This window comes from Chromobacterium sp. ATCC 53434 (assembly GCF_002848345.1).
Classification (GTDB): domain Bacteria; phylum Pseudomonadota; class Gammaproteobacteria; order Burkholderiales; family Chromobacteriaceae; genus Chromobacterium.
Genome location: NZ_CP025429.1, coordinates 4,185,620 through 4,207,239, shown reverse-complemented (window position 1 = coordinate 4,207,239; position 21,620 = coordinate 4,185,620). Strand labels below are relative to the sequence as shown.

At 65.7% G+C, this 21,620-nt stretch carries 23 protein-coding genes; 21 read left to right on the top strand and 2 right to left on the bottom strand.

Going from position 1 to position 21,620, the window contains the following annotated elements; all coding sequences use genetic code 11:
• Positions 1–49 precede the first annotated feature (49 nt).
• The 13 genes from CXB49_RS18570 (at position 50) to CXB49_RS18510 (ending at position 12,641) form a co-directional block, all read left to right on the top strand.
• Entirely contained in the window at positions 50–586 is a 537-nt protein-coding gene (locus CXB49_RS18570; RefSeq protein ID WP_101709755.1) for a DUF4337 domain-containing protein, read from the top strand.
• A 17-nt stretch (positions 587–603) separates the two neighbouring features.
• On the top strand, positions 604–1,182 hold the full coding sequence (locus tag CXB49_RS18565) for an acyltransferase (RefSeq protein WP_101709754.1): 579 nt from the start codon (positions 604–606) through the stop codon (positions 1,180–1,182).
• 73 nt (positions 1,183–1,255) lie between these two features.
• Positions 1,256–2,353 (top strand): DegT/DnrJ/EryC1/StrS aminotransferase family protein, encoded by a 1,098-nt coding sequence (locus CXB49_RS18560; protein ID WP_101709753.1) that lies wholly within the window; start codon positions 1,256–1,258, stop codon positions 2,351–2,353.
• Between the two features lie 13 nt (positions 2,354–2,366).
• Positions 2,367–3,629, top strand: coding sequence for a lipopolysaccharide biosynthesis protein (locus tag CXB49_RS18555; RefSeq protein ID WP_158300948.1), 1,263 nt, complete (start codon positions 2,367–2,369; stop codon positions 3,627–3,629).
• Positions 3,626–4,207, top strand: coding sequence for an acyltransferase (locus tag CXB49_RS18550; RefSeq protein WP_233492861.1), 582 nt, complete (start codon positions 3,626–3,628; stop codon positions 4,205–4,207). Before CXB49_RS18555 ends, CXB49_RS18550 begins: the two co-directional genes overlap by 4 nt.
• Positions 4,200–5,282: a glycosyltransferase gene (locus CXB49_RS18545; RefSeq protein WP_101709750.1), complete on the top strand. Its 1,083-nt coding sequence runs from the start codon at positions 4,200–4,202 to the stop codon at positions 5,280–5,282. Before CXB49_RS18550 ends, CXB49_RS18545 begins: the two co-directional genes overlap by 8 nt.
• 4 nt (positions 5,283–5,286) lie before the next feature.
• Positions 5,287–6,381: a glycosyltransferase family 4 protein gene (locus CXB49_RS18540; protein ID WP_101709749.1), complete on the top strand. Its 1,095-nt coding sequence runs from the start codon at positions 5,287–5,289 to the stop codon at positions 6,379–6,381.
• A 3-nt stretch (positions 6,382–6,384) separates the two neighbouring features.
• The gene (locus CXB49_RS18535) at positions 6,385–7,641 is read left to right on the top strand and encodes a glycosyltransferase family 4 protein (RefSeq protein ID WP_101709748.1); all 1,257 of its coding nucleotides are present in this window, start codon (positions 6,385–6,387) and stop codon (positions 7,639–7,641) included.
• 102 nt (positions 7,642–7,743) lie between these two features.
• Positions 7,744–8,268, top strand: coding sequence for a transposase (locus tag CXB49_RS18530; RefSeq protein WP_101709747.1), 525 nt, complete (start codon positions 7,744–7,746; stop codon positions 8,266–8,268).
• A 197-nt stretch (positions 8,269–8,465) separates the two neighbouring features.
• Positions 8,466–9,629, top strand: a complete 1,164-nt coding sequence (locus tag CXB49_RS18525) for a DegT/DnrJ/EryC1/StrS aminotransferase family protein (protein ID WP_101709746.1) — start codon at positions 8,466–8,468, stop codon at positions 9,627–9,629.
• Positions 9,626–10,294: a sugar transferase gene (locus CXB49_RS18520; protein WP_101709745.1), complete on the top strand. Its 669-nt coding sequence runs from the start codon at positions 9,626–9,628 to the stop codon at positions 10,292–10,294. Before CXB49_RS18525 ends, CXB49_RS18520 begins: the two co-directional genes overlap by 4 nt.
• Positions 10,291–10,758 carry a GNAT family N-acetyltransferase gene (locus tag CXB49_RS18515; RefSeq protein WP_101709744.1) on the top strand — a complete coding sequence of 156 codons (468 nt, stop codon included), beginning with the start codon at positions 10,291–10,293 and terminating at the stop codon, positions 10,756–10,758. Before CXB49_RS18520 ends, CXB49_RS18515 begins: the two co-directional genes overlap by 4 nt.
• Before the next feature lie 2 nt (positions 10,759–10,760).
• On the top strand, positions 10,761–12,641 hold the full coding sequence (locus CXB49_RS18510; RefSeq protein ID WP_101709743.1) for a nucleoside-diphosphate sugar epimerase/dehydratase: 1,881 nt from the start codon (positions 10,761–10,763) through the stop codon (positions 12,639–12,641).
• Positions 12,642–12,674: 33 nt separating this feature from the next.
• Here CXB49_RS18510 and CXB49_RS18505 read toward each other — a convergent pair whose 3' ends face one another.
• On the bottom strand, positions 12,675–13,229 hold the full coding sequence (locus CXB49_RS18505) for a hypothetical protein (protein WP_101709742.1): 555 nt from the start codon (positions 13,227–13,229) through the stop codon (positions 12,675–12,677).
• Between the two features lie 127 nt (positions 13,230–13,356).
• On the opposite strand from CXB49_RS18505, the gene CXB49_RS18500 reads away from it, so the two are divergent.
• The 8 genes from CXB49_RS18500 (at position 13,357) to CXB49_RS18465 (ending at position 21,061) form a co-directional block, all read left to right on the top strand.
• Positions 13,357–14,265, top strand: coding sequence for a LysR substrate-binding domain-containing protein (locus tag CXB49_RS18500; protein ID WP_101709741.1), 909 nt, complete (start codon positions 13,357–13,359; stop codon positions 14,263–14,265).
• 296 nt (positions 14,266–14,561) lie between these two features.
• Entirely contained in the window at positions 14,562–15,965 is a 1,404-nt protein-coding gene (gene aspA, locus CXB49_RS18495; RefSeq protein WP_101709740.1) for an aspartate ammonia-lyase, read from the top strand.
• 136 nt (positions 15,966–16,101) lie between these two features.
• Complete coding sequence (locus tag CXB49_RS18490) at positions 16,102–16,461, top strand: hypothetical protein (RefSeq protein ID WP_158300947.1); 360 nt, start codon at positions 16,102–16,104, stop codon at positions 16,459–16,461.
• A 137-nt stretch (positions 16,462–16,598) separates the two neighbouring features.
• The gene (locus CXB49_RS18485; RefSeq protein WP_199406716.1) at positions 16,599–17,576 is read left to right on the top strand and encodes a hypothetical protein; all 978 of its coding nucleotides are present in this window, start codon (positions 16,599–16,601) and stop codon (positions 17,574–17,576) included.
• Between the two features lie 324 nt (positions 17,577–17,900).
• The gene (locus CXB49_RS18480) at positions 17,901–18,899 is read left to right on the top strand and encodes a hypothetical protein (protein ID WP_101709738.1); all 999 of its coding nucleotides are present in this window, start codon (positions 17,901–17,903) and stop codon (positions 18,897–18,899) included.
• Positions 18,900–19,058: 159 nt separating this feature from the next.
• A complete protein-coding gene (locus CXB49_RS18475; RefSeq protein WP_199406715.1) occupies positions 19,059–20,051 on the top strand; it encodes a hypothetical protein in 993 nt (330 codons plus the stop codon).
• An 80-nt stretch (positions 20,052–20,131) separates the two neighbouring features.
• On the top strand, positions 20,132–20,371 hold the full coding sequence (locus CXB49_RS18470; RefSeq protein ID WP_101709737.1) for a DUF2164 domain-containing protein: 240 nt from the start codon (positions 20,132–20,134) through the stop codon (positions 20,369–20,371).
• A 111-nt stretch (positions 20,372–20,482) separates the two neighbouring features.
• Positions 20,483–21,061 carry a YdcF family protein gene (locus CXB49_RS18465; RefSeq protein ID WP_233492860.1) on the top strand — a complete coding sequence of 193 codons (579 nt, stop codon included), beginning with the start codon at positions 20,483–20,485 and terminating at the stop codon, positions 21,059–21,061.
• Positions 21,062–21,163: 102 nt separating this feature from the next.
• Here CXB49_RS18465 and CXB49_RS18460 read toward each other — a convergent pair whose 3' ends face one another.
• Positions 21,164–21,523 carry a 50S ribosome-binding protein YggL gene (locus CXB49_RS18460; RefSeq protein ID WP_101709735.1) on the bottom strand — a complete coding sequence of 120 codons (360 nt, stop codon included), beginning with the start codon at positions 21,521–21,523 and terminating at the stop codon, positions 21,164–21,166.
• Positions 21,524–21,620 lie beyond the last annotated feature (97 nt).

Below are 21,620 nucleotides of genomic sequence, written 5' to 3'. Positions count from 1 at the left end.
CGGCCGGCCCGCTTTCGGGCCGGCCTCGTTACGCAGATACACGTCAGACATGGCAGAAGAAAAGAAAGAACCCTGGCTCAACTATCTGGCGCTTTGCACCGTGATCCTGGCGGTGTGCGCCACGCTGTCGACCTTCAAGGGCGGCGGCTATTCCACCCGCAGCGTCATCGCCCAGTCGCAGGCGTCGGATCAATGGGCCTATTATCAGGCCAAGGGGATCAAGGGCAATCTGTACGAGATGGAGCGCGACCGGCTGCAATTCGAGCTGGACAATCTGCCGGCCGGCGCGACGGCGGCGCAGCGCCAGCGCTACCAGGCGGCGATAGAGCAGGCGGCGGGCCGCGCCGAGCGCTACGGCGCGGAGCGCAAGCAGATCGAGAAAACCGCGCGGGCGCTGGAGGACGAGCGCAATCTGGCGCAGCGGCAGGGCAAACCGTTCGGCATGGCGGTGATCTTCCTGCAGGTGGCCATTCTGGTGTCGTCGATCGCCGGCCTGTTCAAGCGCCGGCGCGTCTGGTACGCCGCATTGCCCATCGGCGCCCTCGGCCTCCTGTATTTCGCCGACGGCTTTTTCCTGTTTTTCTGAAGCAAAGGCTACCCAGCATGGAATACACCGTCCACCCCAGCGCCATCGTCGACGACGGCGCCACGATAGGCGCCGGCACCCGTGTCTGGCACTGGGTGCACATCTGCGGCGGGGCGAAGATCGGCAAGGGCTGTTCCTTCGGCCAGAACGTGTTCGTCGGCAACGACGTGCTGATCGGCGACAACGTCAAGGTGCAGAACAATGTGTCGATCTATGACGCGGTGACGCTGGAGGACGACGTGTTCTGCGGCCCTTCGATGGTGTTCACCAACGTCAACAATCCGCGCAGCCACGTCAACCGCAAGAGCGAATACCGCCGCACCGTGGTGAAGAAGGGCGCGTCGATCGGCGCCAACGCCACCGTGGTCTGCGGCCATACCGTCGGCGAGTACGCCTTCATCGGCGCCGGCGCCGTGGTGACGCGCGACGTGCCGGCCTACGCGCTGATGGTCGGCGCGCCGGCCCGGCGCCTGGGCTGGATGTGCTCGTGCGGCGAGCGGCTGTCCAACGACATCGGCACCCATTCCTGCCCGGCCTGCGGCATCCATTACGAAGTCGGCGGCAATCACTGCACGCCGGTGGGGAACGGCGGATAAGCATGATGGACGCGCCGCGGGGCGCGTCTTCCGCGTGAATTTTTCAAAATACTGATTTGAGGTCCATCCTCCCATGTCCATCCAGTTCATTGATCTGAAAGCGCAGTACCAGCATCTGAAAGCCGATATCGACGCCCGCATCCACGCGGTGCTGGACCACGGCCAGTACATCATGGGGCCGGAAGTGAAGGAACTGGAGGACGGCCTGGCCGCCTATACCGGCGCCCGGCACGCCATCGGCGTCTGCGACGGCACCAAGGCGCTGCTGATCGCGATGATGGCGCTGGGCATCGGCCCCGGCGACGAGGTGATCACCACGCCGTTCACCTTCATCGCCACCGGCGAGATGATCGCGCTATTGGGCGCCAAGCCGGTGTTCGTCGACATCGACCCGATCAGCTACAACCTGGACCCGAACCGGCTGGAAGCAGCGATCACGCCGCGCACCCGCGCCATCATGCCGGTCAGCCTGTACGGCCAGGCGGCCGATTTCGCCGCGATCAACGCCATCGCCGACAAGCACGGCATTCCGGTGATCGAGGATGGCGCGCAGAGCTTCGGCGCCGGCCAGCACGGCAAAAAGTCCGGCAATCTGTCGACGATAGGCTGCACCAGCTTCTTCCCGAGCAAGCCGCTGGGCTGCTACGGCGACGGCGGCGCGGTGTTCACCAGCGACGATGCGCTGGCCAAGAAGATCCGCGAAATCCGCGTGCACGGCCAGGATCGCCGCTACCATCATCCGGTCATCGGCCTGAACGGCCGTCTGGACACCATCCAGGCCGCGGTGCTGCTGGCCAAGCTGCCCAGCTTTGCTGACGAGGTGGCCGCCCGCGAGCGCATCGGCGCCCGCTACAGCGCGCTGCTGAACGATGTCGCCCGCGTGCCGGTGATCGGCGAGGGCAATACCCACGTCTACGCGCAGTACACGATAGAAGTCGACGAGCGCGAGACGGTGCAGGCCCGCTTGAAGGAACTGGGCGTGCCGACCGCCGTCCATTACCCGATCCCGCTGCACCTGCAGCCGGCCTTCGCCCATCTGGGCCAGGGCGAGGGCAGCTTCCCGCTGTCCGAGGCCGCCGGCCGCCGGGTGATGAGCCTGCCGATGCACCCCTTCCTGTCCGAGTCCGCGCAAGACGAGATCGTCGCCGCGGTGAAGAAGGCGCTGGGCTGAGAGGATGGTGTCGTTGTCGTCGCTGCGCGTGCCCAAGAGCGGCTTCGTCCGCCACGTCATCACCCTGGTCACCGGCGCCGCCGTGGCCCAGGTGGTGCCGCTGTTGGCGTCGCCGCTGATCACGCGCTTGTACAACCCGCACGAGGTGGGCATCCAGACCGTTTACGTGTCTTGGATGTCGACGCTGGCGGTGCTGGCCACCGCGCGCTATGAAATGGCCATCGTGCTGCCGGCCGACGAGAAGCGCGCCAGCAATCTGATGGGTTTGTCGATGCTGTGCGCCGGCACGCTGGCCTTGCTGATCGCGCTGGTGGTGCTGATGGGCGGCCACTCCCATATCGCCTCCCATCTGGGCGCGCCGGAACTGCAACCGTGGCTGGCCTTGCTGCCGCTGTCGGTGTTGCTGGCCGGCCTGATGCAGGCCTGGACCAACTGGAACAATCGCCACCGCCGCTACCAGGCCAACGCCCACGGCCGGATGACGCAATCGTTCGGCATCGCCGGCACCCAGGTGCTGGCCGGCTGGCTGGGCGCCGGCGCCGGCGGCCTGATCCTCGGCCAGCTGGCCGGACAGGCGGCCTCGCTGCTGGCCCAGGCCTGGGCCGACATCAAGGCCCGTTTCCCGTGGCGCCGCGACCTGAGCCGCCGCAGCATGCGCGAAGCCGCCGCCGCCTATGTCGAGTTTCCACGCATCAACGCGCCGCACGCGCTGAGCACCGCCTTGCTGGATTCGGCGACGTTGGTGGCGCTGACGGTGCTGGCCGGCACCGCCGCCGTCGGCATGTATGGACTGATGATGCGGGTGCTGAAGCTGCCGGCGGCCTTCATCGGCCAGGCGGTGGCGCAGGTCGCCTACCGCGAGCTGGCCGAGGCGCGCAATCTGGGCAAACCGTTGCGGCCGATACTGCGCAAGATGATGCTGACGCTGTTCGGCATGGCGCTGTTCCCCTTCCTGGTGATCCAGATATTCGGCGAGCCGCTGTTCACACTGGTGTTCGGCCATAGCTGGTCCGAGGCCGGCCGCTACGCCGAGGCGATGTCGCTGTTCATCCTGTTCCACTTCGTCGCCTCGCCGCTGGGCATGGTGCCGCCGGTGATCAACCGGCAGCGCTTCGCCTTCTTCCTGTCCCTGGTGCAGGCCGTGCTGTTCCTCGGGTCGATGTGGTTGGGCTTCCATCTCTGGCAGGATGCGGTGGCCACGTTCCAACTGGTGTCGGTCGTGATGGCCGGCTATTTCCTTGCTTATTTCACCTGGCTCTATAGGGCGGCACGATGAATTGGAATGGATTGCTCAGCCGTATCCGTTTCCGGCTGTCGGCATGGGTGCGGCCGCGGATGGTGTACGGCTTCCATCGCGGCGACGGCGTGTTCCTGAAGCGCACCCGCGTCTCCAACATGACGCGCATCGAACACATAGACAAGCTGATGGTCGACGACAATGTCTACATCGGCCACTTCAACCTGATCGACGCCTCCGGCGGGCTGTGCATAGGCGAGGGCTGCCAGATCACCAACTACGTGTCGCTGCTGACGCACTCCAGCCACGTGGCGATCCGCCTGTACGGCCGCGAATACCTGACGCGGGACAACCACGCCGGCTATCTGAAAAAACCGACCCGGCTCGGCTGCTACAGCTTCGTCGGCCCGCACTCGGTGCTGATGCCGGGCGTGACGTTGGGCAAGGGCAGCGTGGTGTCGGCCTACAGCTTCGTGCCGGCCGGCGACTATCCGGATTTCGCCATCCTGGCCGGCAATCCGGCGCGGGTGGTCGGCGATACCCGCGACGGCGACGCCGAATGGCTGGCGCAGCACCCGGACCTGCATCCGCTGTACGAGGCCTGGGCGAATGACTGAGAAGATCGCCCGCCTGCTGGTGGCGGGTTCGGCCTCCATCCACACCTGGCGCTTCCTCTCCGGCATCGCGCCCTTTGTCGACGAGCTGTACCTGGCCTGCAACGGCGAGGTTCCCGCCGACAAACGGCCGGCCAATCTGAAAGGCGAGCTGCCGGTGGATTTCAGCTTGAAGGCGCTGTCCACCGCCGGCCGGCTCAAGAGCTGGATCGCCGAAGTGAAGCCCGACGTCGTCCATGTCCACCAGGCGAACAGCGTGGCCTGGCACGCCCGGCGCGCGCTGGCCGGTTCGTCGATACCGATGTTGTTGACCGCCTGGGGCTCGGACGTGCTGCTGCTGCCGGACCAGAATCCGCTGATGCGGGCGATGGTGCGCGGCAATCTGAAGGCCGCCGCCGCGATCACCTCGGACTCGCTGTATATGGCGGCGAAAATCCGCGAGCTGGCCGGCGACTGCCGGATCGCGCTGCTGAATTACGGCATAGACGCGCTGCCGCCGGCGCCGGTGGTCGGCGCGAAGAAGAAACAGCTGCTGTCCTGCAGGCTGCATAAACCGCTGTATCGAATCGACGCCATTCTGAACGGCTGGGCCGAAGTCGAGGATGGCGGCCGTTTCGCCGACTGGAATCTGGTCGTCGCCGCCAGCGGCGGCGAGACTGAGAATCTGAAACGACAGGCCGCCTCGCTGGGCCTGAAACGCGTCGAATTCGCCGGCTTCGTCGACAGCGCGACGCTGGGACGGCTATACGAGGAGTCGCGCGTCTTCGTCAGCGTGCCGCGCTCGGACGCCACCAGCATCAGTCTGCTGGAGGCGATGGGGCACGGCTGCCTGCCGCTGTTGTCCAATCTGCCGGCCAACGGCGAATGGGCGATAGACGGCCTGAACGGCGTGATCGCCGAGGACGTCGGCCGGCTGGGTCCCGAGCTGTGCCGCGCGATGGCCTTGGCCGAAGACGACGAGGCCTTGGGGCGCATCGCCGAGATGAACCGCGGCCTGGTGGAGGCCAAGGCGCTGCACCGGGCCAATATGGCCGGTTTCGCCGATCTGATCGGCGAGCTGGCCGCGCAAAAGGTTTGAACAAATGAAGATAGCCCACCTGACCTCCGCCCACCCGCGCCACGACATCCGCATCTTCGTCAAGGAGTGCTGCTCGCTGGCGGCGGCCGGCCATGAGGTGACGCTGATCGTCGCCGACGGCCAGGGCGAGGAAATCCGGGGCGGCGTGCGCATCCACGACGTCGGTCCGAAGACCGGCGGCCGGCTGTCGCGGATGACCGGCACCGTCAAGCGCGTGTACCAGGCGGCGCTGAAGCTGAGGCCGGACGTGGTCCATTTCCACGATCCGGAACTGATTCCGGCCGGCGTGCGCTTGAAGCAGGCCGGCATCAAGGTGGTGTACGACGTGCACGAGGACGTGCCGCGCCAGATTCTGGCCAAGCACTGGATACCGGGCGCGGTGCGCCCGCTGGTGTCCGGCGGTTTCGAGACGCTGGAAGACTGGGCGGCGCGCCGCTTCGACGCCGTCGTGACCTCGACCCCGCACATCCGCAAGCGCTTCGAGAAGCTCGGCGCGAAGGCGCTGGACGTCTGCAACTTCCCGATCCTGGAAGAGCTGGTGCGCGACACGCCGTGGGAGAGCCGCCGCAACGAGGTCTGCTACATCGGCGGCATCAGCCGGATACGCGGCATCGAGCCCATCGTCGCCGCGCTGCCGGACACCGCGACCCGGTTGAACCTGGCCGGCCCGTGGAGCGAAAGCGACCTCAGGGCCAAGGTGGGGGCCGAACCAGGCTGGGCCCGCGTCAACGACCTGGGCATGCTGGACCGCAAGGGCGTGGCCGAGGTGCTGGCCCGCAGCAAGATCGGCCTGGTGACCTTGTTCCCGACGCCGAACTACGTCGACGCGCTGCCGATCAAGCTGTTTGAATACATGGCCGCCGGCATGCCGGTGATCGCCAGCGATTTCCCGGTCTGGCGCGAGATCGTCGACGACGCCGGCTGCGGCGTGCTGGTCGACCCGCAGGACGCCGCCGCCATCGCCTCCGCGATCAACGAACTGCTGGGCGACGAGGCGCGGATGCGCGAGCTCGGCGAATCCGGCAAGCGGGCGGTTCTCAATAAATACAGCTGGGCGGCCGAGGCCGACAAGCTGGTCAAGCTGTATGCGACGCTGTAAATCATGAAGATTCTCTACATCAATCATTACGCTGGCAGCCCGCGCCATGGCATGGAATTCCGCCCCTACTACCTGGCGCGCGAATGGGTGCAGGCCGGCCACGAAGTCGATATGCTGGCGGCCGACGTGTCCCATCTCAGGCAGACCCATCCGCAAGTGGATGGCAAGTATCGCGACGAGGACATAGACGGCATCCGCTACACCTGGTGCAAGACGCGGCCGTACAGCGGCAACGGCGTCGGCCGGGTGCTGAACATCTTCAGCTTCCTCGCCCGGGTCATGGGCCTGTCGCGGCGCTATTTGAAAGAGTGGAAGCCGGACGTGGTCATCGCCTCGTCCACCTATCCGCTGGACACCGTGCCGGCGGCGTGGATAGCCGGCAAGACCGGCGCCCGGCTGGTCTACGAGGTGCACGACCTGTGGCCGCTGACGCCGGTGGAAGTGGGCGGCATGTCGCCGAAACACCCGTTCATCCGCCTGCTGCAGTGGGCCGAGGACTTCGGCTACAAGCGCGCCGACACCGTGGTGTCGATGCTGCCCTGCGCCAGGGACTACATGATGGCGCACGGCATGGCGCCGGAAAAATACGCAGTGATCCCGAATGGCGTCGACGTCGCCGAGTGGCGGGACGAGGCGCAGCCGCTGGCGGCCGAGCACCGGATGCGGCTGGCCGAGCTGAAGGCCCGCGGGCGCTTCGTCGTCGGCTACGCCGGCGGCCACGGCCTGGCCAACGCGCTGGACTTCCTGCTGGAGGCGGCAGCCTTGATGCGCGACGCGCCGGTGACTTTCGTCTTGGTCGGCGACGGCCCGGACAAGGCGGCGCTGGTGGCGCGCGCCGCCGAATTGAAGCTGGACAACGCGATGTTCCTGCCGTCCATCGCCAAGCGCAGCGTGCCGGCCTTTCTGGCCGAGTGCGACGCGCTGTACATCGGCTGGCGCAAGCTGCCGATCTACCGCTTCGGCATCAATCCGAACAAATTGTTCGACTACATGATGGCCGGCAAGCCGGTGATCCACTCGGTGGAGGCCGGCAACGACATGGTGCGCGACGCCGGCGCCGGCATCAGCGTCGGCGTCGAAGATCCGGCCGTCATCGCCGACGCCGTGAAGCGGATGGCGGTGCTGCCGCTGGCCGAGCGCGAGGCGATGGGCGCGGCCGGCAAGGCCTATGTGCTGGCCAATCACGATTACGCGGTGCTGGCGCGGCGGTTTCTGGTGGCGGCGCAGGGAGGAAGGTCTGACACCGGACGGGCATTTTGAGTGAATGCGTGGGCAAACCGGAGAATTTGCCCACGCGGACAAATGATTCTGCAAACTCGTAGAATAGGGCGTTACCCATGCGGAAAACTCAGGGGGAATGCCATGTCGCATTACCGTCGGGCATCGATGGCGGGAGGGGCGTATTTTTTCACCGTGGTGTTGGCCCAGCGTGGTTCCGGCCTGCTGGTGCGGGAAGTTGACCGTTTGCGTAGCGTCTATCGGCGGGTGTGGCAAGCGCGTCCCTTCGAGACGGTGGCGATTTGTATATTGCCCGATCATCTGCACGCGATTTGGCAATTGCCCATCGATGATGGCGACTATGCCGCTCGATGGAGCCTGATCAAGAGCGGTTTTTCGCGGGGCCTGCCCCAGGCGGCGGCGCGCAGCGCCAGCAAGGTGGCGCACCGGGACAAAGGCATCTGGCAACGCCGTTATTGGGAGCACCAGATCCGCGACGATGACGATATGCGGCGCCATGTCGATTACATCCATGGCAATCCGCTTAAGCATGGTCTGGTGGCGCAGTTAAAGGATTGGCCGTACTCAAGCTTTCATGCTTGGGTGCGAGATGGGCGTTTGCCGCCGGATTGGGCTGGCAAAGCCGAACGCGGCGGGTTTGGCGAGTAAGTTGCGCGTGGGCAAGACCTTCGGCCTTGCCCACCCTACGATCTAGGCCCGCGAGGGGCCGCGTCGTTGTAGGGTGGGCAAATCGGAGATTTGCCCACGCGGATAGACGATTTTGCGAGCGGCGGGTCATCAGCGGCGCGCGGCGATGGACATGGACGGCGGCCGAGAGCGGCCGCGCAAAGACGAAAGAGAAAACGATGAGCGAAACAAAATTCCTGCCGTTCGCCTTGCCGGACATCGGCGACGAAGAGATCAACGAAGTGGTCGATGCCTTGAGATCGGGCTGGGTCACCACCGGCCCGAAGACCAAGCAGTTCGAGGCCGATTTTGCCGCCTTCCTCGGCGACGGCGTCGAGGCGATCGCCGTCAACTCGGCCACCGCCGGCCTGCACCTGGCGCTGGAGGCGATAGGCGTCAAGGAAGGCGACGAGGTCATCGTGCCGTCCTACACCTTCACCGCCACCGCCGAAGTGGTGCGCTATCTGGGCGCGCACCCGGTGTGCGTCGACGTCGACGCCGCCACCTTCAACATCCGTCCGGACGCGATCCGCGCGGCGATCACCGCCAAGACGAAGGCCATCATTCCGGTGCACTTCGCCGGCCTGGCCTGCGACATGGACGAGATCGTCGCCATCGCCCGCGAGCACGGGCTGAAGATCGTCGAGGACGCCGCCCACGCGATGCCCACCTATTACAAGGGCAAGCTGGTCGGCACGCTGGACTCCGACGTCACCGTGTTCAGCTTCTACGCCAACAAGACCATGACCACCGGCGAGGGCGGCATGGTGGTGTCGAAGAACAAGGACATCATCGCCCGTTGCAAGGTGATGCGCCTGCACGGCATCAGCCGCGACGCCTTCGACCGCTACGTGTCCAAGACCCCGGCCTGGTTCTACGAGGTGGTGGCCCCGGGCTACAAATACAATATGCCGGACACCGCCGCGGCGATGGGCATCCATCAGCTGAAGAAGATCCGCGGTTTCTACGACAAGCGCGAGGCGATGGCCCAGCGCTTCGACCGCGAGCTGGCCGGCCTGCCGCTGATCCTGCCGGCGCGCGCCAAGGACGAGGGCAGCAATCACGCCTGGCATCTGTACCCGGTGCGCATCAAGCCGGAGGCCGGCGTGTCCCGCGACGACTTCATCGCGCGGATGGCGGAGAAGGGCATAGGCTGCTCGGTGCACTTCATCCCGCTGCACCGCCAGCCGGTGTGGCGCGACGGCTACCAGCTGACGCGCGAGCAATTCCCGGTGGCCGACGCCGCCTTCGAGGCGGAAGTGACGCTGCCGCTGTACACGCGGATGACCGACGATGACCAGACCCGCGTCATCGCCGCGGTGCGCGAGATCCTGTCCGCATGAGCCAGCCGGGCGACAATCGCGGCGGCGCGCTGTTGCCGCCGTGCTGCCGGCCGCGCCGCCATGGCTCGCGGCTGCTGAAGCGGCTGTTCGACATCGCCGCCGCCGGCGCGGGCCTCGCCGTGCTGGCGCTGCCCTTGCTGGCGGTGGCGCTGTGGGTCAAGCTGGACTCGCCGGGGCCGGTGTTTTTCCGCCAGGTGCGGGTGGGGCGGGGCGGCGCGCTGTTCCGCATCCACAAGTTCCGCACGATGCAGGTGAACACCGAGCGCCACGGCCAGCTGACCGTCGGCGCCGACAGCCGCGTCACCGGTGCCGGCCGGCTGCTGCGCAAGACCAAGCTGGACGAGCTGCCGCAATTGATCGACGTGTTGTTCGGCGACATGAGCCTGGTCGGTCCGCGGCCGGAGGTGCCGAAGTACGTGGCCCACTATCCGGACGAGGCGAGGGATGTGGTGCTGTCGGTGCGCCCCGGCATCACAGACTGGGCGTCGATCAAGATGATAGACGAGAACGAGATATTGGGCCGCGCCGCCGATCCGGAGCGCGCCTACATCGACGAGGTGCTGCCGGAAAAGCTCGGCTACTACGTTCGCTACGCCGAAACGCACAGCCTTGGGGAAGACATCCGCATCATCGTCGCCACGCTGATGAAGATCGTCAGCCGATGACGATGGCCATCCGCCCGGCGGAAGCCGACGACGCGCCGGCGCTGGCGGCCATCTACCTGGCCTGCCGCCGCGAGATGCCCTACGCGCCGCTGGCGCACGCCGACGAGGCCGTGCGGGCCTGGTTCGCCGACGCGCTGCTGCCGGCCGGCGGCGTCTGGCTGGCCGAGCGGGACGGCGAGACCATAGGATTCGCCGCATCTTCGATGCAAGACGGCGTGCTGTGGCTGGACCAGCTGTATATTGCGACCGGACAGCGGGGAACCGGTGTGGGCGGGGCCTTGCTGGAGCGAGCGCTGTCGCGGCCGGCGCAAGCCTGCCGGCTGCACGTGTTCCAGGCCAATGCCGGCGCGCGGCGCTTCTACGAGGCGCGGGGCTTTGCGCTGCTGAGCCTGGGCGATGGCCATGATAACGAGGAATGCTGTCCGGATGCCGTGTATCAGCGGCTGGCGGACGCGAAAGAATGACGATGCTTGAAAAACTGCTGGCCTTTTCCCGCCACAACAAGATGGCGATGCTGGCGCTGATGGATGCGCTATTGCTGCCGCTGGCGCTGTCGAGCGCGGTGTTCCTGCGTCTGGGCGGCTACTGGGACCCCAAGCTCAACCCGCATTTGTGGATCTTCATCGTGCCGCCGCTGTGGGCGATCCCGATCTTCGTCAGGCTGGGCCTGTACCGCGCGGTGCTGAAGTACCTGGACGACAAGATCATCCTCACCGTGTTTTCGGGGGTGACGCTGTCGGTGCTGGTGTTGCAGGCGGTGATACAGATGTTCCACATCTGGGCGATGCCGCGCGCCTCGGTGATCATCTTCTGGGTGTTCGCGATGGCCTATATCGGCGGCAGCCGCTTCCTGCTGCGCGGCCTGGTACGGCGGATAGACGCCACCGAGGCGCCGCGCGATCCGGTCATCATCTACGGCGCCGGCCAGGCCGGCGTGCAGCTGATGCTGGCCTTACAGGCCGGCCGCGAATACCGGCCGATGGCCTTCGTCGACGACAATCCGGAGCTGCGCCGCCGCACCTACCGCGGCGTCGCGGTGCACGCGCCGGAGGAGTTGCCGGCGCTGGTCAAGGACACGCGGGCCAAGTGCATCCTGTTGGCGATGCCGTCGGTCGGCCGGGGCCGCCAGCGCGAGATATTGGAAGCGCTGGAGAAGCTGAGAGTGCCGATCAAGCGCCTGCCCGGCATGGCCGATCTGGTATCCGGCGAAGCGCGGGTCGAGGAGTTGAAGGAGGTCGAGATCGAGGACCTGCTGGGCCGCGATCCGGTGCCGCCGAAGGCTGATCTGCTGGCGCGCAACATCCAGGGCAAGGTGGTGATGGTGACCGGCGCCGGCGGCTCGATAGGCTCGGAGCTGGCGCGGCAGATCGTCAAGAACCGCCCGGCGCGCATCGTGCTGTTCGAGTTGTCGGAATTCGCGCTGTACAGCATAGATCAGGAGCTGGCGCAGCTGGCGCCGCAGATACCGCGCACGCCGCTATTGGGCTCGGTCACCGACTACGAGCGCCTGGCCCAGGCGATGCGCGCCTTCCGCGTCGAGACGGTCTACCACGCCGCCGCCTACAAGCATGTGCCGATGGTGGAGCACAATCCGGTGGCCGGCATCGTCAACAACGCCTTCGGCACCGACACGACGGCACGCGCCGCCGAGGACTGCGGCGTCGACACCTTCGTGCTGATCTCCACCGACAAGGCGGTGCGGCCGACCAATGTGATGGGCGCCACCAAGCGCCTGGCCGAGCTGACGCTGCAGACCCGCCACGCGCGCGGCAGCGGCACCCGCTTCGTCATGGTGCGATTCGGCAACGTGCTGGGCAGCTCCGGTTCCGTCGTGCCGCTGTTCCGCCGCCAGATCAAGGCCGGCGGCCCGATTACGCTGACCCACGCCGACATCACCCGCTACTTCATGACGATACCGGAGGCGGCGCAACTGGTGATACAGGCCGGCGCGATGGGCGACGGCGGCGACGTGTTCGTGCTGGACATGGGCGAGCCGGTGAAGATCATAGACCTGGCGCGGCGCATGGTGCATCTGTCCGGGCTGGAGGTGAGGGACGACAGCCAGCCGGGCGGCGACATCGAGATCCGCATCACCGGGCTCAGGCCGGGCGAGAAGCTGTACGAGGAACTGCTGATCGGCGACGAGGTGTTGCCGACCGATCACGCCCGCATCATGCGGGCCCAGGAATACCATCTGTCCGCCGACGAGATGGCCTCGCTGCTGGCGCGGCTATCCGACGCTTGCGGGCGGCTGGACGCGCCGGCGGCGTTCGCGCTGATGCGGGAGGCGGTGCACGAGTTCCAGGCCGCCGAGGCCACCCAGGACTGGGTGACGCTGCAGCGCTGACGGTTTTCCATCTCCGCGATCAACGGCTGCAAGCTACCACTTGCAGCCGTTGTCTTTATCCAGCGCGTCTTTCAACAGCATAGGCGCGGCCAGCAGGCCCAGCCCGGCGTAGGCATGCTTGCAGTCGGCGCGTTCCGCCCGTTCGATGCCGCGCGCCAATCTGGCTTTCTCGGGGTTCTCCGGCAGCGGCTTGGCGTTCGGGTTTTCCGGCGTCAGGCGGCGCATCTGCTGGCGCAGTCCCTCGATGGTGACGCGCGCCTCGCCGCTTCCCGCGCTGGCTTCGCGGCGGCCGGGCCGGGATGGGCGGGAAACTTGGCCGCCCGCCCGCGGATGGGAGGGAGTGGCGATGCGAGGCGCGGCGCGTCGGGCCGCGGCCGCGCGCGCATGGGTTGGCGCGGCGGGCGTTTCGGCCGCCAGGGTGATCGGCAGTATCTTGATCCGCAGCGGGGGTTGATCGGTCGAAGCGGGAGGATTCTGCCCGGTTTGCAGCCACAGCAGCGCCAGCAGATGCAACAGGCCGCTGGCGCCGACCGCCAGCGCGCGGCCGGTCCAGGGCCGCTGGTGTGGGGGAAGGGCAAGAGAGCGCATGCTTGCAATGTGCACCGATGCGAAGCCTGCGTCAAAGGCGGAAGTGTTGGCATTTTGTGCGCGGCGCGCGAGGACGGCCCACGTCCCGCCGGTGTAACATCGGGCATCCCGAATCTGGACCACCGCGATGGAAACCCGCTGGCTGGAAGACTTCCTGGTATTGGCCGATACCGGCAGCTTCACCCGCTCGGCCGAGCTGCGCCACCTGACGCAGCCGGCGTTCTCGCGCCGCATCCGCGCGCTGGAGAGCTGGCTGGGCGCCGATCTGATAGACCGCACCACCTATCCCACCAAGCTCACCGCCGCCGGCAAACTGCTACGCGAGCAGGCGGTGCCGCTGCTGGCTCAGCTGAACACCACCCGCACCATGCTGCGCGGCCTGCAGCCGCTGCCGCAGGGCACGCTGGAGTTCGCGGTGCCGCACACGCTGTCGTTCTCCTACTTCCCCAAATGGCTGACCGAGGTCGAGGCCGGTTTCGGCCATCTGTCCTGCCGACTGCAGGCCAGCAACGTCCACGATGCGGTGCTGGCCTTCGTCGAGGGCGGCAGCGACCTGCTGATGTGCTACCACCATCCGAAGCAGCCGGTGGAATTGAACGAGGCGCGCTACGGCGGCCTGCGGCTGGGCGTCGAGCGGCTGAGGCCATATGCGCCGGCCGATGGCGGAGAGGCGCGTTACGCGCTGCCGGGCCGCGCCGAGGCGCCGTTGCCCTTCCTCGGTTACGCCAGCAACGCCTATTTCCGGCTGATGAGCGATTTGCTGCTGGTCGGCGGACCGGAACCGGCGCATCTGTCGCTGCGTTACGAGACCGATATGGCCGAGGGCCTGAAGCAGATGGCCTTGGCCGGCCACGGCCTGGCCTTTCTGCCGGAGAGCGCGGTGGCGGCCGAGTGCGAGGCCGGCCGGCTGGCCGCGGCCGGCGGCGACGAGTGGAGCGTGGAGATGGAAGTGAGGCTGTATTGCGACCACCGCCGCGGCCGCGCGGCGCTGGAGGACCTGTGGGACTATCTGGCCGAGCATTACCCGGAAGTCTAAGAACCTGTTCAAAGTCTGCTGCGCGTCGCGAGAGGTGGCACGGTGAGTACCGCTTCAGAATGCTCATGTACCGTATGTACACTCCGCTTCTTCAGCTGTTTTCGCCTTGTCTCGCGTGAGCTCGCTAGCCTTTGAACAGGCTCTAAGGCAAGCCGCGCCGGACAAGGCTGGCGCAAGGTTATGCATTTTCCGCATGACCCCATCTCCATTCGGAATTGGTCAAGTCTGTAGGGCGGGCATACAGTGCGGGGCATTCTAGGCCGCGCATGACGGCCATTGCTGAGGAGCCCCTCCAGATGTCCACCCGTATCGAACACGACCTGCTCGGCAACCGCGATGTGCCGGCCGACGCCTACTGGGGCGTGCACACGCTGCGCGCCATCGAGAACTTCCCGATCACCGGCCAGACCATCGCCGGCTACGGCGACCTGATCCGCGCGCTGGCCTCTATCAAGCAGGCGGCGGCGCAGGCCAACCGCGATCTCGGCATTCTCGATCCCAAGCTGGCGCAGGCCATCGTCGACGCCTGCGAGGAGATTCGCGCCGGCAAGCTGCACGACCAGTTCGTCGTCGACGTGATCCAGGGCGGGGCGGGCACTTCCACCAATATGAACGCCAACGAGGTGATCGCCAACCGCGCGTTGGAGCTGCTGGGCCACGTCAAGGGCGAATATCAGCATCTGCACCCGAACGAGCATGTCAACCTGTGCCAGAGCACCAACGACGTCTACCCGACCGCGCTGCGCCTGGCCGCCTTCTGGGGCGTGCTGAAGCTGGTGTCGCGGATGGAGACGCTGCGCCAGGCCTTCGCGGACAAGGCCGAGGAATTCAAGGATGTCCTGAAAATGGGCCGCACCCAGCTGCAGGACGCGGTGCCGATGACGCTGGGCCAGGAATTCCAGACCTACGCCGTGATGCTGGGCGAGGACGAACAGCGCTTGAAGGAAGCCAGCGCGCTGATGCTGGAGATCAACCTCGGCGCCACGGCGATCGGCACCGGCATCACCGCCCACCCGGATTACGCCCGGCTTGTGTGCCAGCACCTGTCGGAGCTGGTCGGCAGCCAGCTGATCACCGCGCCGAATCTGATCGAGGCCACGCAGGACTGCGGCGCTTTCGTCCAGTTGTCCGGCGTGATCAAGCGCGCGGCGGTCAAGCTGTCCAAGACCTGCAACGACCTGCGCCTGCTGTCGTCCGGCCCGCGCGCCGGCTTCGGCGAGATCAATCTGCCGGCGCGCCAGGCCGGCTCGTCCATCATGCCGGGCAAGGTCAATCCGGTGATTCCGGAAGTCGTCAGCCAGGTTGCCTATGAGGTGATCGGCAACGACGTTACCATCACCATGGCCGCCGAGTCCGGCCAGCTGCAGCTGAACGCCTTCGAGCCGGTGATCGCCTACAGCTTGTTCCGCAGCGCCACCCATCTGGCCAATGCCTGCGGCACGCTGACCGAGCACTGCGTCAAGGGCATCACCGCCAACCGCGAGCGGCTGCGTCTGAGCGTGGAAAACTCGATCGGCCTGGTCACCGCGCTGAATCCGGTGATCGGCTACGAGGCCGCCACCCGCGTCGCCGCCGAGGCGCACGCCAACGGCAGCAGCGTCGCCGAGGTGGTGCTGGCCCATGGCCTGCTGAGCCGCGAGCAACTGGACGACATCCTGCAAGCCGACATGCTGACCCGGCCGCGCTGGGTGACCTTGTAAATCGTTTTCCCGAGTCTGACTGCCCTGTGCCGGCGCCGCGTGCGCCGGTTTTTTTATGCGCGCTCACAAGTGGCTGGCGATAAGGTCCGGCAGCGGGTATAACGGTTATTGTGCAGTGCACAAAATGGAGGGCGCGATGAAGCATACGTTATGGTGGTGCACGGAGTTTCCCGCCAACAGCTGGTCCTGCCTGCTGGACGGCTGGCGTTGTCAGCAGCGCTTCTGGCGTTCCAGCCTGTTCTACGGCGCCCGCGTCTGCCTGGGGCCGGCGCCGTTGCCGGACAAGCTGGCGCGGCTGGCCAGGCGCGGTTGCGCCGATGGCATCGCGCTGTGCCATGACAGCTGTTCGGCCCGCTTTGCCTGGCTGGAGCAGATCTGTCTGCATCTGCCGCAGCATGCCGGCGCGGGCGAGCGATGGCGGGTCTGCCTGCAAGGCAGCCGGCAGGCGCTGCAACGGAACCTGGTGCGGCTGGGGCGCGACTGGTCGCGGTTGTAGCCGCGGTCAGGGTCCAGGCCGTTCCGTTCCCGCGGATGGCGTCATGATGTTGTTCTTTTTGTTGAAATGACAATGGTATAAAATGGACATGATATCGATGTGAAGATATTCACCATTTATACAAAGGAACATTCATCATGATGCGTACGGTAATTTTCCTGGCGGGCCTGTCGGTGGCCGGCGGCGCGCAGGCGGACTGGGTGCCGAGAGTGCTTTCGGACCAGTACCTGGCGACGGTCAGCTATGGCGGCGGCGTGTTGAGCTATGGCGAGGACGCCAAGGCCATGGGGCCGTTGCGGCAGGTGGCCACTCAGCTGCAGGGCCTGTCCGCCGATTTGCAGCAGGCATTGAACGGGCCGGTGGCGCAATTGGTGGCGCAGAACGGCGCCAGCTTCCAGAGCGGGACGGTCAGCGGCAACGCGCAGCTGACGATAAGTCCGGATGCCAGCGGCGTGGCCCATATCGTCGTGTCCGGCCTCGGCTATCAGGTGCGCAGCCAGTACTCCGGCAAAAAATGGGGGGTGATCCACTACACCTGTACCAATACGCTGACGCTGAGCAATCTGGTCGTCAGCGCCCAGTACGGCACGGCCGGCGGCAATATGCAGGACGACAAGACCGGCGTGACGGCGACCACCAGCTCGTCCACCGACTGCGACTCCAATCTGAGCTGGATCCTGCCCGGTGTCGGCGACGTGCTGATAGGCAAGGCCCAGGACAAGATCAACGGCCTGCTGCTGAGCAATGTGCAGGCCCAACTGGCCAAGGTGAAGGACACGCTGCTGTACCGGCCGGACCAGAACATGCTAAACGGCCTGAGCCGCCTGGTGCCGCCGGGCAAGGTGGTGACGCTGCCGGGAGGCGGCGCCTTCCCGTTGGGGCAGTATCTGCAGAACAATCTTGCCTATCTGCTGGGCAACAGCCAGCTCAGCATTCAGCTGGGCAATCTGATCGCGCCGGGACGCTATATGGGCGACGGCAGACCGTCGGTGACGAGCGCTTCCGCCGATGTGGTGGCGATTACGCTGTCGTCTCCGGCGATGTCGTTTTCGGTCAAGGTGAGCGAAAACATCGGCCTGACCTGGGGCTGCGTCCCGATTCATATGACATGCTAGAGCCGCCGCGGCCGGACGGCCTGGCTCGAGATGATCCCGGGCCGGGCCGAATGGGGGCCGCCGGCTTGTCGTAGCAGGCTTTTGCGCATGCAGGCAGCGCGCCAGCGTTCGGCGTCGCCTGCCACCATCCTCCTGCAGTCCGGACTCATATCTGTTCCTTTAGGAATTCCCCTGCGGGATTTCAGCAGTTTGGCGCAATTTATGCGATTGTAATTACATAATGAATGCATTAATCTGATCGGGCAAGTTAGGATAGTCGGCAGATTCCAGCCACTGCGCGACACGTTGCGACATCAGAAATGGCTGGCCAAAAAAAGGAATGTCATGCGCTCAATCGTATCCGTCGCCATCCTGCTCGCCGCCAGCGGCGCGCAAGCGGACTGGACCCCCCGTATCACTTCCGACCAATTCGCGACCACGCTCAATTATGGCGGCGGCGCGCTCAGCTACCGGGAAGACGCCAGCAAAGGCGGGCCGGTCTGGCAGGTCGTGTCGGATCTGATGAAGGTGCCGTCCGCCCTGCAGCAGGGCCTGAACGGCCGGGTGTCGCAGCTGGTGACGCAGAACGGCGCCACTTTCCTCAGCGGGACGATCAGCGGCAACGCGCAGGTGACGATACGGACGGACGCCAGCGGCGTGGCCTACATCAGCCTGTCCGGGCTCAATTACCAGGTACGCAACCGCTACTCCGGCCGCAAGCTCGGGGTGATCAACTACAGCTGCACCAATACGCTGACGCTGAGCAATATCGTTCTCACCGCCCAGTACGGCACCGCCGACGGCAGCATGGCCGCGGGCAAGGCCGGCATGACCGCGACGACGTCCTCTTCCACTGACTGCGATTCCAACCTGAGCTGGATTCTGCCGGTGGTCGGCGATGTGCTGATAAACAAGGCCGAGGGCAAGATAGACAGCGCGATCCAGAACGGCGTGCAGGCCAGTCTGGCCCAGGTGAAGGACGCGCTGCTGTACAAGCCCGGCCAGAATCTGCTGAGCGGGCTGAACAGGCTGGTTCCGGCCGACAAGGTGGTCACCTTGCCGGATGGACGGACCTTCCCGGTCGGCCGCTATGTGCAGGACAACTTCCGCTATCTGCTAGGCAACAGCCAGATCACGCTGCGCCTGGGCAATTATCTGCAGGTTCAACCGGTGAATCAGGACCCGGGCATGTATTCCAATGCGACGAGCGAGCTGTTGAATCTGTCGCTGACGTCCCCGGCCTTCTCGCTGGGGCTGAAAGTCAACGAGGAGCAGGCCTTGAGCTGGAGCTGGAATTCGCAGTGCGATCCGCGCAATCCGGATTTGGTGTGCCAGGAACCCTGAGCCGGCTGCGCGTGCCGCGCGCCCGCGCGGCACGCGCGGGCATTTCGGCAGATGGTAGAGCGGAGGAATGCTCTTTCATGTGAAATGCTATTGGTATAATATCCTCATGGAATATTTTTATGAAAATATTCCGCACTTTCAACGAAGAGGACATCAATCATGATGCGCAGAGCGATTTTTCTGGCGGGATTGCTTGCTGCTGGCAGCGCGCAAGCGGACTGGGCGCCGAGAGTGGTTTCGGACCAGTATCTGGCGACGGTCGGCTATGGCGGCGGCGCGCTGAGCTATAGCGAGGACGCCAAGGCGATGGGGCCGCTGAGACAGGCGGCCGGCGAGTTGCTGAGCGTGCCCTATAGCTTGCAGCAAGGCTTGAACGGGCGGGTGTCGCAGCTGGTGGCGCAGAACGGCGCCACCTTTCTTGGCGGAACGGTCAGCGGCAACGCGCAGGTGACGATACGGCCGGACGCCAGCGGCGTCGCCTACATCAGCCTGTCCGGCCTCGGCTACCAGGTGCGCAGCCAGTATTCCGGCCATAAATGGGGCGTGATCAGCTATAGCTGCACCAATACGCTGACGTTGAGCAATATCGTCATCACCGCCCAGTACGGCACGGCTAACGGCAATATGGTCGACGGCAAGACCGGCATGACGGCGACCACCAACTCCTCCACCGACTGCGACTCCAATTTGAGCTGGATATTGCCGGTGGTGGGCGACATGCTGATAGGCAAGGCCGAGGGCAAGATAGACGGCACCATCCAGCAGAGTCTGCAGGCCGGCCTGGCCCAGGTGAAGGATGCGCTGCTGTACAAGCCCGATCAGAACATGCTCAAGGGTTTGGGCCGGCTGGTGCCGCCGGGCAAGGTGGTGGCGCTGCCGGGCGGCGGCAGCTTCCCGCTGGGCCAGTACATCCAGGATAATTTCGCCTATCTGTTGGGCAACAGCCAGCTGAGCATACAGCTGGGCAGCCCGATCGCGCTGCGGGTGATGCCCGGTACCAGCGAACCGCGTTCATCGGACTTTTCCAGCGATGTGGTGACGATTTCGCTGTCGTCGCCGGCGATGGCGTTCTCGGTCAAGCTGTCCGAGCGCATCGGGGTGGACTGGCAGTGGCGCTGCCCGACCAGCAACCCGGGTTGCCGCATTCCTTGAGCGGGCTTTCGCCCCGCGCGGCTATCGCGCGGGGCGGCGATTGCGCCATAATCGCCTTCTTTTCACATCCGGACGCGACGATGGCGAATCAATCCCTCCTCAGCGAACAGCAGTTGCAGCAGCTGGCGCCGCAAGTGCAAGGCTATCTGGCGGACCAGCTCGGGCTGGAGATAGGCAGTTTCGACGCCCGCTTCCTGCTCGATTTCGTCGCCGAGAAGATAGGGCGCGACATCTACAACAAGGCGCTGCACGATGCCCAGACCGCGTTGCAGGCGCGCATGGAAAGCCTGCAGGCCGCGATCTGGGAACTGGAACAATAGCGCCGCGCCGCATCCCGGCGTCGGCGGGCTGCCGTCGCCGGCGATTGCGGTTACAATCGACCTTCCCTAGTCCTTGATGCCGCTGTGCCGATGCTCTATTTGCGATTGATGATGAAAGGCTTCCTGCTGGCCGTGCTGATGGTGGTGCTCGGCTTCGCCTATGTGGCCTGGACCATCGTCGACTACGGCGACGGTGACGCCGATTCCGGCGCCGACGCCGCGCTGGTGCTGGGCGCGGCGGCCTGGGGCAGCAAGCCCTCGCCGGTGTTCCGCGAGCGCATCAACCACGCGGTCAAGCTGTACCAGAGCGGCAAGGTGCGCTGGATCGTGTTCACCGGCGGCACGCCGGAGCCGGGTTATCCGGCCGAGGCCGACGTCGGCCGCGAGTTCGCCGCCCGACAGGGCGTGCCGATGACGGCGATGCTGGTGGAAAACCAGTCGCGCACCACCTGGCAGAATCTGTCCAATGCCCGGGATCTGGGCGGGCCGTTCGGCATCCGCTCCTACCTGCTGGTCAGCGACCCGTTGCACATGCGCCGCGCGGTGCTGATGGCCAGCGACCTGGGCCTGCGCGCCTATCCGGCGCCGACGCAGTCCAGCCGCTTCCGAACGCTGTCCAGCTGGTCGCGCTTCCTCGCTAGGGAGACCTGGCTATACGTCGGCTATCGAGTATTCCGCCAGCTGTCCTGAGGCTTGTGGATAAAATCCCGTTTTGCGATTATCTGTGGGTAAGTGCGACAGACAAGAAAAAAGCCGGCGAATGCCGGCTTTTTCACATCCCAAAGGCAGGCCTCAGACGGCGTGCCACAGGTCGATCAGCTCGCTGGCTTCCAGCGATTGCACTTCTTCGCGAGCCTGCAGCCAGGCGACCAGTTCGCCGCGCAGCGCTTCGGTGATCTGGTTGCCGCTGACCGGGAAGGCCACGCCTTCCAGCTGGCTCTTGCCGTCGAAATGGCCGCCGAAGCTGATGCCGGCTTCGTCGAAGCGGGTCAGCCAGCCATCCAGCAGCGCGTCGGCGTCGGCGCCGTCGCGCAGCACGGCCACCAGGTGGAAGCCCAGCTCGCGGAATTCGCCTACGCGCATTTTCTTGCGCTGGCGGGCATTCAGCCGTTTCAGGCGTTGGGCGGAGTTGGGGTTGTGGAGAAAAGCCATCATAGATCCTTGTTACTGAACAGACGGATGATAGCAGGGGCCGAGGCGGGTGTCTGGAAAACGGGTGGGGCGGAAAACGGCAGGTAAATTGACGGGA